The 13,113-nt window shown below is 67.1% G+C and carries 15 protein-coding genes and 1 tRNA gene; 7 read left to right on the plus strand and 9 right to left on the minus strand.

The features are described from left to right. Nucleotides 1-82: 82 nt before the first annotated feature. Both ACIBH4_RS18310 and ACIBH4_RS18315 read right to left on the minus strand, forming a co-directional pair. Nucleotides 83-283 carry a DUF397 domain-containing protein gene (locus tag ACIBH4_RS18310; RefSeq protein WP_362504383.1) on the minus strand — a complete coding sequence of 67 codons (201 nt, stop codon included), beginning with the start codon at nt 281-283 and terminating at the stop codon, nt 83-85. Between the two features lie 92 nt (nt 284-375). Beyond that, on the minus strand, nt 376-1,167 hold the full coding sequence (locus ACIBH4_RS18315; RefSeq protein WP_399172436.1) for a GntR family transcriptional regulator: 792 nt from the start codon (nt 1,165-1,167) through the stop codon (nt 376-378). 740 nt (nt 1,168-1,907) lie between these two features. Here ACIBH4_RS18315 and ACIBH4_RS18320 point away from each other — a divergent pair. The 3 genes from ACIBH4_RS18320 (at nt 1,908) to ACIBH4_RS18330 (ending at nt 3,490) form a co-directional block, all read left to right on the plus strand. Next, nucleotides 1,908-2,336: a hypothetical protein gene (locus ACIBH4_RS18320; protein ID WP_362769058.1), complete on the plus strand. Its 429-nt coding sequence runs from the start codon at nt 1,908-1,910 to the stop codon at nt 2,334-2,336. Beyond that, entirely contained in the window at nt 2,333-2,650 is a 318-nt protein-coding gene (locus ACIBH4_RS18325) for a hypothetical protein (RefSeq protein ID WP_362769061.1), read from the plus strand. Before ACIBH4_RS18320 ends, ACIBH4_RS18325 begins: the two co-directional genes overlap by 4 nt. Before the next feature lie 354 nt (nt 2,651-3,004). Further along, on the plus strand, nt 3,005-3,490 hold the full coding sequence (locus ACIBH4_RS18330) for a DUF5946 family protein (RefSeq protein ID WP_362504395.1): 486 nt from the start codon (nt 3,005-3,007) through the stop codon (nt 3,488-3,490). Nucleotides 3,491-3,788: 298 nt separating this feature from the next. Here the strand turns inward: ACIBH4_RS18330 and ACIBH4_RS18335 are convergent, their stop codons facing one another. Then, on the minus strand, nt 3,789-4,367 hold the full coding sequence (locus tag ACIBH4_RS18335; protein ID WP_362504398.1) for a TetR/AcrR family transcriptional regulator: 579 nt from the start codon (nt 4,365-4,367) through the stop codon (nt 3,789-3,791). 85 nt (nt 4,368-4,452) lie between these two features. Between ACIBH4_RS18335 and ACIBH4_RS18340 the strand changes: the two genes are divergently transcribed. Next, nucleotides 4,453-5,139 (plus strand): SDR family oxidoreductase, encoded by a 687-nt coding sequence (locus ACIBH4_RS18340; RefSeq protein ID WP_362504402.1) that lies wholly within the window; start codon nt 4,453-4,455, stop codon nt 5,137-5,139. Nucleotides 5,140-5,305: 166 nt separating this feature from the next. Here ACIBH4_RS18340 and ACIBH4_RS18345 read toward each other — a convergent pair whose 3' ends face one another. The 3 genes from ACIBH4_RS18345 to ACIBH4_RS18355 all read right to left on the minus strand — a co-directional run bounded on the left by ACIBH4_RS18345 (nt 5,306) and on the right by ACIBH4_RS18355 (nt 8,161). After that, entirely contained in the window at nt 5,306-5,608 is a 303-nt protein-coding gene (locus tag ACIBH4_RS18345) for a hypothetical protein (RefSeq protein WP_350948481.1), read from the minus strand. 4 nt (nt 5,609-5,612) lie between these two features. Beyond that, complete coding sequence (locus tag ACIBH4_RS18350; protein WP_362769064.1) at nt 5,613-5,933, minus strand: hypothetical protein; 321 nt, start codon at nt 5,931-5,933, stop codon at nt 5,613-5,615. A gap of 269 nt (nt 5,934-6,202) precedes the next feature. Next, nucleotides 6,203-8,161: a hypothetical protein gene (locus ACIBH4_RS18355; protein ID WP_362769067.1), complete on the minus strand. Its 1,959-nt coding sequence runs from the start codon at nt 8,159-8,161 to the stop codon at nt 6,203-6,205. 1,206 nt (nt 8,162-9,367) lie between these two features. Here ACIBH4_RS18355 and ACIBH4_RS18360 point away from each other — a divergent pair. The 3 genes from ACIBH4_RS18360 (at nt 9,368) to ACIBH4_RS18370 (ending at nt 10,988) form a co-directional block, all read left to right on the plus strand. Next, the gene (locus ACIBH4_RS18360; protein WP_362504411.1) at nt 9,368-9,787 is read left to right on the plus strand and encodes a C40 family peptidase; all 420 of its coding nucleotides are present in this window, start codon (nt 9,368-9,370) and stop codon (nt 9,785-9,787) included. A 241-nt stretch (nt 9,788-10,028) separates the two neighbouring features. Further along, nucleotides 10,029-10,103: transfer RNA gene (locus tag ACIBH4_RS18365), tRNA-Arg, on the plus strand. 228 nt (nt 10,104-10,331) lie between these two features. Next, on the plus strand, nt 10,332-10,988 hold the full coding sequence (locus ACIBH4_RS18370) for an NAD(P)H-dependent oxidoreductase (protein ID WP_362504414.1): 657 nt from the start codon (nt 10,332-10,334) through the stop codon (nt 10,986-10,988). On the opposite strand, the gene ACIBH4_RS18375 is transcribed toward ACIBH4_RS18370, so the two are convergent. Genes ACIBH4_RS18375 through ACIBH4_RS18385 form a run of 3 tightly spaced genes read right to left on the minus strand, consistent with a single transcriptional unit; the run spans nt 10,931 to nt 13,108 of the window. Further along, nucleotides 10,931-11,491 carry a hypothetical protein gene (locus ACIBH4_RS18375; protein WP_362769070.1) on the minus strand — a complete coding sequence of 187 codons (561 nt, stop codon included), beginning with the start codon at nt 11,489-11,491 and terminating at the stop codon, nt 10,931-10,933. The two genes, ACIBH4_RS18370 and ACIBH4_RS18375, sit on opposite strands and share 58 nt — an antisense overlap. After that, the gene (locus ACIBH4_RS18380; RefSeq protein WP_362504420.1) at nt 11,481-11,885 is read right to left on the minus strand and encodes a carboxymuconolactone decarboxylase family protein; all 405 of its coding nucleotides are present in this window, start codon (nt 11,883-11,885) and stop codon (nt 11,481-11,483) included. Before ACIBH4_RS18380 ends, ACIBH4_RS18375 begins: the two co-directional genes overlap by 11 nt. Further along, a complete protein-coding gene (locus ACIBH4_RS18385; RefSeq protein ID WP_362504423.1) occupies nt 11,882-13,108 on the minus strand; it encodes an MFS transporter in 1,227 nt (408 codons plus the stop codon). Before ACIBH4_RS18385 ends, ACIBH4_RS18380 begins: the two co-directional genes overlap by 4 nt. Nucleotides 13,109-13,113 lie beyond the last annotated feature (5 nt).

Consider the following 13,113-nt stretch of genomic DNA (forward strand, 5'->3'; position numbering starts at 1 on the left):
CTGCGAAGTTTCCTTTCTCGGCGAAGGGCTGGGTGCTTGGAGGAGGGAATTGGGTGTCGGTGACGAGCAGTCGACTGTTCAGTTAGATTTCTCCGCTGCGGATGCCTGTCAGGAAGTTTTTCCAGGCGGTCGGGGAGAAGGTCGGCGCGGGGCCGGACGGGTCCTTGCTGTCGCGGACGGCGACGAGGCCGGGCAGGTTGGTGGCCACCTCGACGCAGTCGTTGCCAGTGCCCGAGTAGCTGCTCTTGCGGAACTCGGCACCGAACAGGTCAGGGGAGATCATGTTCGCTCCTCACTGCGACGAGGAAGGCCGCGGATTCCTCGAAGGACGGCTCCGATTGTTTCGGTGAAAAATCTAGTTGAAGCCGTTCCACCTCAGCTGGGGATGGCGAAGGTGTAGGACCAGACGAAGCGGCTCGCCGCGTGTACACCTCGGGCGTATTCGACCACGTGGCCGTCGGCCGTACGGGTGATGCGACACAGTTCGACGACGGGTTCGCCAGGTGGAAGGTCGAGGAGCAGGGCCTCGTCAGCGGTCGGCATCCGAGCGCGGAGATCTTCGGTGATCTCGTGCGGGGAGAGCCCTTTATCGGCCAACACCCGAAATCCGCCGCCCTGTCCGGCAATTCCCGGTGAGGGGTCGACCAGGGGCGTTCCCTCGACATCGGCCGGGCGATAGTACGAGGTCATCGTGTGGGTGGGGTTGCCCTCTCGGGTCACGACGCGAGCCCGCTCGTACACCGGTGCCCCGACCTCGACGCCGAGCGCGGCAGCGACAGATTCGTCAGCGGCGACTATGGACACTTCCTGTGTCTGGTGCCCTTGTTGCTGAGTGGTGTCGCTCTCCGGGACCTCGGTGGCGAATGCCTGGACAGTGGTCTGTTCCCAGCGATGACGCGCGTACCGCTCCGGACCAAGTCGCCGGATCGGGTGCGACTCACGTACGTAGGCGCCGGAGCCGTGTCGGGTGGTCACCAGCCCTTCCGTCTTGAGCAGGATCAACACCTTGCCCGCAGTGGTGCGGGATACCTCGTAGCGCTCGGCGAGATCTCGGACAGAAGGCAGTTTTTCACCTGGTAGCAGGCGTCCTGCCGCGATATCAGCCCGCAGATCGGTCGCTATACGCCGTGCGGGCGAATCCGAATCCATGTGCACGTACATCACCATACCCAAAGTGTCGTAGGCCATTTTCTTAACGGCTGACCTTGGCATCCCCTGGCGTCAAGTGTCGTACGACACTCTGCGGCAGGCCTGGCCGACACTGGAACACACCGGACAGGCCGTTGATCAGAAAGGCTCTCCGGCCCGTGACCAATCCTGGCGTTCCGGTGCTCAACCGGCTGGAGAAGAGCGGCTGCGGCTGTTTCGCCGAGGCGCCGCCGCTGCCGATGGGGTGTGCGACCTGCGGGCATGCCCCCTACGCGCACGGCTGCCCTGATCGGCCCGCCGATCACGAGTACGTCCAGCCCTCCGGTGACCTGCTGGAGGTCCGGCTGCGGGTCCGTCGTACCGGAGACCGCTCCCTGCCGTGCTTCGAGCCGGTCCCCGCGGCCTCGGCTGCCGTGATCCCCGTTCAGCGGTCCGCCGAGGTGGTCGCGTCGGTATCCGTTCGGCGGTGTGCCGGGTCGGACCCGGTTGAGGGGGGTGCGGCGACAACCGAGCGGTGTCGTCCCGAGCGGAGCCCGGCCGCCGAACGGCTCGTACCGGTGTCGTCGCCTCGGCGGAGGTCCTGTCGCCCGCGCCCGGCGTCGCCGTCAGGGACCGCTCTCACCGGGCCGCCCCGGCTCGGGGGTGGACGCCACCTGGTGTCTCGCTTCGGGCGAAGAACCACCTGCGCACTGAACCGCTCAGCGGTCACTCCGTCTTCGTGCCGGTCACCTGGCCGGTACGGCGAACCCCTCCATTTCATGAGGCAGGCCCGCCCCACGCTACCAACGACCGGGCGGGCCCTTGATCGGATCGAGGTCCAATCAGCGACAGATGGTAGTTCCACCCACCCAGAGCCCACCAGTGGTTCCACGGCGACGATTCCCGGCTGGCGGCTGATCCTCAGCGACGCCGGACGGCTGTGGGCCAGCCGCGAGCGGCCCTTCTCCCTGGCGGCCACCCACGCCGGGGCCGAGCGGACCGTAGACGCCGACGACCTGGAGACGTTGCGGGCCGAGACCGACCGCCAGGAGACCTTCGCCCGGGAGGCGGACGAGCAGGCAGCGGAGGAGGAGCAGGCGGCACGCGAACAGCGGACGCGGCAGGCTCCTGCCCCGGACGAGAGGGAACCGCAGATGCGAGAGCGACAGGCGTCGGAGCGGGAGCAGGCCGGGCAGGTGATCTCATGATCCGCCGCTGTCTGTCCGCCGCCCGGGGGCGTCACCGCGACGGCCAGGCCGTCATCGCGGTCCCGTGCTACACCTGGGACCACGAGGCCCGCGCCCAGGCCGCGATGCTGCAGGCCACCAGACCGGGCTGGTCGGTGCTCTACGGCACCGGAAGCCGCCTGTTCCACGCCATCGCCACCTGGCCCACCCCCGAACCCCTCATCATCTGCGACCGGACCCTCGAGGGGTTGAAGACCCAGATGTACGAGGCCGAAACGGCCGTCCTCCACCGCTGGGCGCTCACCTCCAGCTCGGTCAGCATCGGCCACTTCTGACGAACGGGCACGGCGGCCCCATCCCTTCCCCGGTCCCGGGGCCGCCGTGCCGTCCACGACCTACCGCGCGAGGACGAAACCGCGGTGCGTCACGCGGGTCGCCCGCCCGGCCCGCCTGCGCCCTCCAGGGGTCGGCGTTCCAGTCGGTGATCCGGGCGCGGATGTTCTTCTCCAGAGCCCGGACGCTCTTATGGGCGCCGCAGCGGATCTTCTGTTCGGTCAGGTAGCCCGAAGCCTGCCGTCTGAAATCGATGTTCACGTTCATGGGGAATTTCCGCATGGCAGTAGGTAGAGCACGAGCCGACGCCGATAACATGTCGCCGAGGTCGGGGTCGGCCATCTATGTTGCAGCCCATGGCGAATATCTCCATGACGGATCGGTGCGACTGCGGTGCGACGGCCGGCCCACTGGGCATGTGCATGGACTATTACCACGGGATCCTGGCCGAGGAGCAGTCGGATCCGCAGATGTACAAGTGGCACGAGCCTGTGGTCATGACGTACCTTCTGCAGCATCCTTCCAGAGCTCATGAGAAATACCTCGACGGTCAGTTTCGCCAGTTGCAGCTCTACGTGGAGCATGGCCTTGACGCGCTGCTCCGCCTGTCGGCTCATCAGGTGGCACGAAACAACCACCGGGTACGGCTGGGCTACGACATGACACTGTTGGCGGCATACGCGCCGCTCCCGAAGGATGAACCTTCCGGCTTTCGCGCCTCGTTCAGCGGGTTGCCGTTCAGGGACGGCAGTTTTGTGTTTGACGGACATCTGGCGTACGGGGATCACATCAAAGCCATCGCCGAAGCGACGGTGGAGTCCTGGAGATCCGTTCAGAGCTGATGCTCGAAGGCCGGTGTGAGTATATCCATGCCGAGTGCTTCAGCCGCTCTTGCCGATATCGAGTTGTTGTCGCTGCCAATGGCTTTGCCGACCGAGCACGGGCTCGGCCCTGTCGTTATCCAGGGCCACCCTGGGAGTCGACGTGCGCATATGAAAATGCGACGGGAGTGCTACCCGGTGAACGTTCGTGGCCACCCCGCCAAAGACCTTCAAGGGGTAGACATATACGGCCTGACCTGGACGTGAGTCGGTAACCGGTCGTATGGCCACGGCGTACCGACCGGCCCTGTGTCCGGGATCAGCTGTTCGCCGTCAAGGCCCCGCGTGCGGCGGTGAGGATCTCCTCGGAGAGAGGGGAGCCCTTGGTGGCCCGGGCTAGGACGAGTGCGCCGAGCATCGTTGACAGCCGGGCGAGGCCGTCCTGGTCTTCGGTGGCGAGCCGCTCGGCGAAGTCGCTCACGCCCTCGGCGTAGACGCGGTGGGCCTCGCGATCACCGAGCTCCCGTGCCATGTCGGTGGCGAGCCCGGCGACGGGGCAACCGTCCGCGGGGTTGTCGCGGTGCTCGATGGAGAGATAGGTGTCGATCAACGCCTGCTGGGCGGCGTGCGACTCCGGTCCTGTCGTGCGGCGCCGGCCGAACTCGTCGAAGGCGTGGGCGGTGGCCTCGTCGACGAGCGCCTCCTTGGAGGCGAACTGCTTGTAGAAGCCGCCGTGGGTCAGACCGCACTCCTTCATGAGGTCGGCGACGCTGACCTGCGTGCCCCGTTCGCGGAACAGCCGGGAGGCGGCTTCCACGACCCGCTTGCGGTTCTCCTGTGCTTGCGCCTGCGACACGCGGCCCATCGGCCACCTCTCAAGTTGGATGTTGGTTGACATCTATCTTACCCTTTGGTTTAGATTATAGGTGTAATCTAATTTCAGGACTCGGTCATCGGAACCGTCCACGACGCTGGGAGCAAGCATGGAACTGAAGGACGCGGTAGCAGTGGTCACCGGCGCCAACCGGGGGTTGGGTCGCCAGCTGGTCATCCAGCTCCTGGAGCGTGGAGCGAAGGTCTACGCGGCGGCCCGCCGCCCTGAGAGCGTGGACATAGCCGGTGCTATCCCGCTCCGCCTGGACGTGACCGACGAGGAGTCGATCCGAACCTCGGCCCGCGTCGCCTCCGACGCGACGCTGCTGGTGAACAATGCCGGGATCTTCACCGGCACCCCCCTGGTCGCCGGTGACCTGGACTCGGTGCGGTCGGAGATGGAGACGAACTTCTTCGGGCCGCTCGCCGTGACGCGGGCCTTCGCCCCGGTCATCGAGAGCAATGGCGGCGGCGCCGTGCTCAACGTCCTGTCCGTGCTGTCCTGGCTGCACCCGGCCGGTTCCGGGGCCTATTCGGCGGCCAAGGCCGCCGCGTGGGCACAGAGCAACGCGGTCCGCGAGGAACTGGCTCCCCGGGGCATCTCCGTCTCGGCGCTGCACGTCGGGTACATGGACACCGACATGGCCGCCGACGTTCCTGCCGAGCGGAAAACCGACCCGGCCGAGGTCGCGGCCCAGGCCCTGGATGCCATCGAGAAGGGCCTTCCCGAAATCCTCGCCGACGAGATCACCCGGCAGGTCAAGCAGAACCTGGCCGCGACGCCGACGCCGGTCTGAGACGTAGCCCGCGGCGCCCGTTACACGTTGTCCCTGGTGGCATCACTCGGAACCCGGCCTCTTACCAGGCGCTGTCAGGGTCCATGTCGAGCTCGCACGCCCGGTCTGGTTCGGTGGTGGCGAGTCAACGGGTCGCGGGGCCGGTCCCGGAGCTCTCCGGGTCTCGTCAGGGGAGGCCGTACCGCTGCTTGATCATTTTGGCCTCCTCCTCGCTCACCTGGAGGGGGGTGACGGCCAAGGTCCTTCGCAGGTCGGAGATGATCTTCTCGCCCGCGCCCCGGACCCGAGTGCGGTGCTGAACGAGCTGGGCGTCGAACTTCTTGGCGGCCGGTCCTGTCCACACCCTGCCTTCGTGGAAGTCCCGGTACGGGGGCTCGATACCGCTCTCGATCTCCTGGACCAGCGGCTCGACCGTTCGGAGGGCCTCCCCCAACGCCGCGTGGAGCGGATTGGGCACCAGCTTGGCCATCAGATCAGTCCTTCTTCGGAGTGGGGGACTTCGGTGTCGGGGACGGCGCGCTGGCGTCGGTGAGCAGCTTGGGGGCGATCAGCTTCATGAGCGCAAGCACATCGGCGGCGTTGTCCCGCCCCTCGGCGCCGATCTCCAACTGAATGTTGATCTCCGCCTTGCCCCGTACCAGTGTGGAGAACGCGGCGTTGTCTTCGCCGCTGGCCCGCTTGAAGTAGTAGCCGGTGACCCCGGGGAGGATCTCCGGAAGCGGTGTGGCCCCATCTCCGAGTGCCTCCTTGACGTCTTCCGGGTCACTTGCCGGAGTGAGATCAACCTGCAGCACTTTCAGTCGATCACCCTCACGTTGGTAAATTGCACAACCTCCAATACCGAGGCCTCCGGAAAGCGTGAAGTCGAATGAGCCGCGAACCAGGGGGTTGCGTACCCCGGTCATCAGCTCCACTGCCCTCAACGGGATGTGCTCACAGAGGTACGGGGGGGTGGCAACGGTCGGTAGCGGAGTACGGTCAACCGCCACTTCCTCTCCCAGGCAGGCCGTCAACATAGCCAGGACGCAGGCAAGCGCGCTGGTTACAGCGAATGCTTTTCGCATCACGAGCCGTACTGGGCGAAGCCGATGGAAAAGCCCTGATCTAGGCGGTTCTCAGTCTCCAGCCACGGTTTTCCTGATAGCCCTTCATAGAGCCAGCGGTCATAAGCCTCGACCCGCCGATACTTGTCGGTGCTATTGGCAGCTGTTTTGTCGATCATCTCGTCCTTGGTCATGAGGGTCCGACCGTCGTCCTTGAGGAAGTTGTTGGGGTTGTCGCGGGGGTCGTCCCCCTTCTCCAGACCCTCAAGGGTGGCCCAGGGATGGCTTCGATCGGCGGGTTCGGCGGAGCCGAAGAGGCCATTTCTGAGCATGGCCTGAGCTGCGAGATCATGCACAAGCCCTCGGGTCTTGTCAACGACGGCGTTGGCGTCAACGCGGGCGTTGTCCTCCGCCTTGCCCTTGGCTATTTCTTCCGCTACCCCGCTCCAGGCTCCGATGACACCGGCGGCGATTGGCCAGGCTCCCCGTTGAGGGATGGCGAGACCGGTATTGACCGCAGCCAGGAGCATCTTCATGTTGCGCTGCTGTGCCTCGTCCAGATCCTTGCCTTCCTCGATCTTCGCTAGGCCCGCCGCATCAGTGATCATTCCGAATCCTGATCCGGCCCGTTTGGCGCCGGTCATAAACTTCTCGTTGCCCCGCCCGGCGGCCATCTCAGCAGCACCGTAATCAAGAAACAAGCCCGTGAATGCCGTCTGAGCAGCCAGAACAGGGGCAAATGCCTTCGGGTCTGCGAACGCCTCCTTCATCACTTGGCGGAGCGCCCCTTTATCGAACTCGGCTCCCCAAGGATCCAGTCCAGCAGTGAAGGGATTATCAGCCCCCCGTACTCCGGGCCCGGCGGTAATGCTGTTGTCCCCCTTTTGGGCGGTGCGGTTGATGTCGCTGATGTAACCAGCCAGGATGTGCCCCATCGATGCAGGGCTCACGGAGGATTCAGAGAGTTTGCCTTCCTTGATCCGTACGGCTTCCAGGTGGACGGTCTCCGAGGCGAGCTTGGCTGACAGGAAGCCGCGTGACGGGTTCTGCGGTGAGCCGTCGTGGTCGCGGAAGGTGAGTGTCGCGGCTTCCAGCGCCTTGCCCAGGGCCACGCCGTCGTCGCCCAGGCGCCGTTCGGTCAGGAAGCGTTTCAGCATGGTCGGGTCGCCCGCGAAGAAGTCCTGGGCCGCCACCGGATCACGGCTGAGCCCTTCCAATAGGGCCACCATGACACGCGGATCCAACATCACCCTTCCGCGATCGGCGGCTTCGATCTTTTTGGCGGTGGCGAGGAGGAAGGCGGTGCTGAAGGTGCCGTGCTTGAGGGCCGCCGCCATGGCGTAGCCCTTCTCCCAGCCGATGTAGCCGGTCGTCCGGCCGACTTCGAGGTCGGACAGGAGTTCCTTGTGCCAGGACTCGCCCAGCCGGGGAGTCGCTGTGCCGAGGGTTTTTCCGAGGGCGGCTTGCAGGCGCTTCGCTTTCTTGTCGTCCTTGCGCTTCGCGGTCTCGACCATCAACTGGCGGAATCTCACCGTGCCCAGCGTGTTCATCAGCGCGGCGGCGAACGTCGCGTCCCCCGTCCGCTTCTCCAGCCCTTTCAGGAGTTTCTCGTCTATTTCGCCGTCTTTGACGGTCTTGCCGAGGCCGAGGGTCGCGGCATAGATGTCCGGGTTGTGACCGGCCTTGCCGTACAGCGCCTCGTCGAAGGCGGCAAGCCCGCTGGGTGTCTCGGTAGCGGCACCCCACTCGGTGAGCTTGGTGCTGATCGTCTCGTTGCGACGTCGCAGGTCGGGGCGGCTGGTCTCGATCCAGTTCTGCATCTCTCGCAGCGCGCCCAGTCCCGAGGCGTCCAGGTCGAACCGTTGCAGGGTGCGGCGGATCTGCGGTTCGTTGCGTCCGAGTGCGTCCTGCGCCCGGCCGAGCCCTCGCTCGAAGTCGTTCATCCGCTCGGGGTCGATCCCCGAGTACTCGCCGTTCACGCTCGGAGTCGGAGTCGCAGGGGCTCTGTGCGGTGCGGGGGAGGGGGTGGCTGGAGCGGGTTGAGCGGTGCCGGTCGGCTGGGCGGTGCCGGTCGGTGGGGAGGGAGACCGCAGGTCAGGGGCGGGCTGGGGAGAGGGTGAGGGCGTGGGATACGGATGGGTCATGAGGGCGCTGGACTCCGGCTTGGTCCGTGAAGGTGACAGCTCCAGCGGACATGTTAATTTCAATCCATCTATCCCGTAAAGATATTTCCTAAAATGGACATAATTGATAATTGTGCCGCTTTGAAATAGGTGCCCAGTGAGTGCAAGTACTCACAGGTCCTCGGCTTGTGTCGCCGCTCGGACGGACTGTTTCACCATGCTCGGAGAGGTGGTGCTTCACGAGTTATCCCCAGAATCGGGTTCGGCTCATTGGTGATCGCTTCATCCCGCTGATCCTGGGACCTCGATCCTTCATCGAGCCCAAGGAGGGCGTGCGTGATCACGGCACTCGTCACCGTCACCATCCTCTCGGCGGCCCTCGCGGGAAACTCCCCCTTTCCCGCGCCCCGCCTCTCCCCGGAAGCCTGCGAGACCTGGGGCCACCTCCTCTCCTTTCCTCCGGTCGCCCCGCCGGACGGCACCCACCACCGGCTATCGGAGGAGGATTTCCTGCCGGAGAAGATTCGCACCGCTCTCGCCGCCATCTGCGCGCCCTGGGCCTCGCTCTCACCGGATGCGGGTGGCGGCCGATCGACATCCGCGCAGGGTCCCTTCCCTGCCTCGGCTTCGAATCCGGGCCTGGCCTCGGTGCTGGGTGTGGTCGGCGAATGGCCGCCCGAGTTCCCGGGAGCGGATGCCGGCTCCACTGACCCTTCCGGTCCGGAGGCGGGAGGGGCAGTGGAGCCGGTGGCCGACTCAAGTGACAGGGGAGACGCCTCGACCTCCTGGATGAATCCGGCATCTTGGGTGGGACTGAGAGATCCCCGGACCTCCTCCCGACCAGAGTCCTCCCGGTCGGAGTCCTCCCGGTCGCGAGCCAAACGGCCGCAGCGCCTTTCCGAGGGACGAAAAACGCCCTCCGATCGCGGGGTGGTGTCCTCACATGGGGCGGTGCCCCCACGCGGAGCGGCGTCTTCCCGTGGGGCGGCGCCCCCGCGTGGGGTGGCGTCCTCCCGGGGGAAGGCCCTCTCCGGTGGGCGGGCACCTTCGAGAGGGAGAGCGGTGTCCTCGCGCGAAGGTGCCCAGGGCCTGCGGGGCCGCATCGCGGCCGTCGCCGCGCTCCGCCAGGTCGGCAGGCCGTACGTCTGGGGCGGCGGTTCGAGCGCGGGCCCGACCGGCGGGGGCTTCGACTGCTCCGGGCTCGCCCTGCACGCCTGGGCCAGGGCGGGAGCCAGGCTCACCCACTACACCGGCACCCAGTTCAGACAGGGCCGCCGAGTGGCCTTCTCCCGGCTCCGCTCGGGAGACCTGGTCTTCTTCGGCGGAGGTGGCGGAGACCCCACCCACGTGGGCGTCTACGTCAAAGGCGGCGTCATGGTCCACGCCCCCAAGACCGGCGACGTCGTCAGGACGATCGACTTCACCGCCTCGCCCTACTATCTCTCCCGCTACCGAGGCGCAGTCCGCCCTATTCCGCGCTGACTCACCTCGTCCGGCCTACCTCATCCGTCCCATCTCGCGCCGAATTGCTCCGTCCGGCCTGCCTCATCCGTCCCATCTCGCGCTGACTCGCCCCGTCCGCCCCACCTCGTCCGCTCCACTGCGCGCCGACTCGCCCCGTCCGGCCCAGGCCGCACTCGATTCGCCTCCGTCTCGGAGATCACTCGCCTGCCCAACCGAGTGTCGGTTCCCCCCAGGATGCTGGTAATGTAATCACGCGTTGGCCCCCTTAGCTCAGGGGATAGAGCACCGGCCTCCGGAGCCGGGAGCGCAAGTTCGAATCTTGCAGGGGGCACCAGCGATCCATCAGAGGGAAACCCGGAGACGACCCGCGGAGACGCGGGTCGTTTTTTGTTTTCCGGAGTCCTTCCAGCGGAGTCCGTCTCGCCCTCGCCCAGCGGCGCTCAACCCGTTTGGGTGGTGGTCGATTGTGGGTAGTTTGAGGGCTGCCTCAGTGTGCGGCCGTGGGTGCTTCGTCAGGTGGCCGGTCCTGGATGACGCTGAGCGGACAGGGGAGGCCCTTCGGATGAAGGTCATTGCGTTGTCCTGCACGCAGAAGCGTCTCCCGTCGCTGACCGACGAGCTGCTGGAGGCGGCGATCACCGGCGTCGTCCGGGAGGTCGGTGACGCGGAGATCCAGCGGATTCGGTTGATCGACCATCGCATCGCGATGTGCGAGGGCGAGGACACCTGCCTCGATCCCGAGGTGGGCCGGTGCACGCTCGACGACGACTTCGAGCACGTCGTCGGTCTGGCCGAGGGCGCGCAGGCGATGCTGCTCGCCATGCCGGTGTACGCGGGGAACGTGCCCGCGGTGCTGAAGATCTTCCAGGAACGCCTGAAGAGCTTCATGAACGCCGGGCAACGCCCGTTCGGCAACCTGCTGGTGGGGACGATCGTGCATTCGCGCACGATGCTGACCGAGCCTGCCCTGGGGTCGTTGTTCCCCTGGTATCTGCGCCTACGGAACAAGAACGTGGCGTCGGCGTGCTTCACCCAGAACGATCACCAGGACCTGACCCGCACCGCGGCGCCCGACCTGTGCGTGGCCGTGGGCCGGCAACTCGGCATGACGCTCGACGCCGGCCGGTCGCCGGCCGACGACCGCACGGCACTGCCGTTGGTTCAGTCACCGGCTCGTCCGCGGTGCGGTGACCCGACCGCGTCCTCTCCCGGAGAGTGAGGGGATTCGGCACGCCAGGTGCACCCGTCGCCCACCTGTTCGCACGACACCGTGACGTCCGGTTCCACGTAGCGGGCGGCGATGGCGGTGTTGAGTTCCTGGCAGTACGGGCACGGTGAAGGGAACGTCAGTACGACGCCGACGCGGGCGGCCCGTTTGCGGTACCGGAGGATGCCGCAGTCGGCGTTGCGCAGGACGGTTCCGGAGGGCTGGGGCTCACTGGTCACCGCCGAGTCGTACAGCAACAGCTGACGCCGCAGCCGGGTCATGAAGTGATCGGCGGCGGATACTCCGGCGGGCCGTTGCGCCCGCAGTAGCTCAGCGGTGATGCGGGAGTTCGCCTGGATCCACGCGGTCAGCCCCTCTTCGCCGTGCTCTCCCAGGATGAACTCCTCCGCGGCCGCCTGGGCCTCGAAGAACCGCTGGCGCCACAGGTCGACCTTCTCGGCCGGGTCGAGGGGAGACATTTCAGTCAGGTCGAGAGGAGCCGGTTCATCGGTCATGGTCCGTGTCCTTCCCGGCGGCGTCCTCGGTGGCGTCGTCCAGTTCGGCGAAAACCTCCTGGGCGACGCGCAGCCCGTTGTTGGCGACCGGCCAGCCACCGTAGTAGGCGAGCTGGATGATGACTTCGATGATCTTCTCCCGCGACATCCCGAGGTGCAGGGCGGCGCCGATGTGGCCGCGCAACTCCCAGTCGGTCCGCGCCAGCGCGACCGCGGTCAGCGCGACCAGTTCGCGCTCCTCGACGCTCAGGTGCGGGCGGGTCCAGATCTCGCCGAACAGGTGGTCGACGGTGATCCGCAGGAACTCCGGGTAGGAGCCCGGGCGTGGTTCGCGGCCGAAGACCTGCTGGAACATGGCCTCGCCCCGCTCGTGCCGGGCAGACGGCTGATTCATCGATCAACTCCCTCGTGTTGGTCGAACACCGGTCGAACAGTTGTCAACGTCCACGACGCCACGAAGGCGACGACCAGCAGCGCGGCGCCGCTGCCGAAGGCGGCCGGAACGCCCACCCGCTCGGCGATGAGCCCGACGACGACCGGTCCGACGACGGCGCCGACGTCGGTGCACATCGAGAAGACGGCGACGCCACTGCCGGTCCGGCCGGCGACGACGTCACCGATCAGCGCGGCCGGTGCGGCGTTGAGCAGCGCCGACCCCGCCGCGTACACGCTGAGCAGGACGACGAGCCAGGCGTACCCGTCCACGAACATCAGGGCCGTGATCGCCGCCGCGGCCACACCGGTGCCGGCGATCATGGCGGACCGGCGGCCGGCCCGATCGACGACCCGGCCGGCCGGCATGATCAGCAGCGCCTGAACGACGGCGGATATCGTGAACGCCCACCCGACCCACGTCACGTCATGTCGCCACGCCACGACCACCGTGGGGACCAGCGCGCCGCGCAGCCCGAACAGGACCCATCCCTGCGCCAACGCCGCGAGGCAGGCCACCACGTAGCGCCGGTCCCGCAGCAGGACCGGTAGCCGGACCACGTCACGGCCGGGCTCCGCGCCGGCGCTTCGGCCGGTGTGGAGGACCGCCGATGCCAGCATCGCGGCGGCGAGCAACAGCATGGCGTACGCCACGAACGGCGCGGACAGGCTGATGAGAGCGAGGAGCCCGCCCAGCGCCGGTCCGCAGATCCCGCCGAGCAGGAAGCCCGCTTCGAACACGGCGCCGGCCCGGCCCCGCTGGTCGGTCGGCGCGATCGCCAGGAGTGTCGCCAGTGCGGACACCGAGAACAGCACCGAGCCGACGCCACCGAGGCTGCGGAACACGAGCAGTTGCCCGTAGGACCCGGCGAACGCGGTCAGGGCCGAGGAGACCGCGCACAGCAGCAGGCCGGCGACGAGGACCCGCCGTTCCCCGAAACGAACTCCGAGCCGGCCGCAGAACGGACTGGTGGCCAGCCGCGTCAACGCGAACAGGGCGACGAGCGCTCCGATCTGGGTGGGTCCGGCCCCGAACGTCGCCGCGTACACCGGGAGCAACGGGAGCACCAGTCCCAGGCCCAGCATGACGCAGCCACCGACGACACTGAGGACGTAGACCTCGCGGGGGAGACTCGGCTGGGCGATGGCAACGGGTGGGACGCTGCCGGGGCCGGCCGCCGTCACTGTCC

The organism is Streptosporangium sp. NPDC050284 (assembly GCF_044459525.1).
GTDB lineage: Bacteria > Actinomycetota > Actinomycetes > Streptosporangiales > Streptosporangiaceae > Streptosporangium.

What these genes read in the sequence shown, in the direction of transcription:
- ACIBH4_RS18310 (WP_362504383.1), bottom strand. Translation starts at nt 283, where the DNA reads ATGATCTCCCCTGACCTGTTCGGTGCCGAGTTCCGCAAGAGCAGCTAC.
- ACIBH4_RS18315 (WP_399172436.1), bottom strand. Translation starts at nt 1,167, where the DNA reads ATGGTGATGTACGTGCACATGGATTCGGATTCGCCCGCACGGCGTATA.
- ACIBH4_RS18320 (WP_362769058.1), top strand. Translation starts at nt 1,908, where the DNA reads ATGAGGCAGGCCCGCCCCACGCTACCAACGACCGGGCGGGCCCTTGAT.
- ACIBH4_RS18325 (WP_362769061.1), top strand. Translation starts at nt 2,333, where the DNA reads ATGATCCGCCGCTGTCTGTCCGCCGCCCGGGGGCGTCACCGCGACGGC.
- ACIBH4_RS18330 (WP_362504395.1), top strand. Translation starts at nt 3,005, where the DNA reads ATGGCGAATATCTCCATGACGGATCGGTGCGACTGCGGTGCGACGGCC.
- ACIBH4_RS18335 (WP_362504398.1), bottom strand. Translation starts at nt 4,367, where the DNA reads ATGTCAACCAACATCCAACTTGAGAGGTGGCCGATGGGCCGCGTGTCG.
- ACIBH4_RS18340 (WP_362504402.1), top strand. Translation starts at nt 4,453, where the DNA reads ATGGAACTGAAGGACGCGGTAGCAGTGGTCACCGGCGCCAACCGGGGG.
- ACIBH4_RS18345 (WP_350948481.1), bottom strand. Translation starts at nt 5,608, where the DNA reads ATGGCCAAGCTGGTGCCCAATCCGCTCCACGCGGCGTTGGGGGAGGCC.
- ACIBH4_RS18370 (WP_362504414.1), top strand. Translation starts at nt 10,332, where the DNA reads ATGAAGGTCATTGCGTTGTCCTGCACGCAGAAGCGTCTCCCGTCGCTG.
- ACIBH4_RS18375 (WP_362769070.1), bottom strand. Translation starts at nt 11,491, where the DNA reads ATGACCGATGAACCGGCTCCTCTCGACCTGACTGAAATGTCTCCCCTC.
- ACIBH4_RS18380 (WP_362504420.1), bottom strand. Translation starts at nt 11,885, where the DNA reads ATGAATCAGCCGTCTGCCCGGCACGAGCGGGGCGAGGCCATGTTCCAG.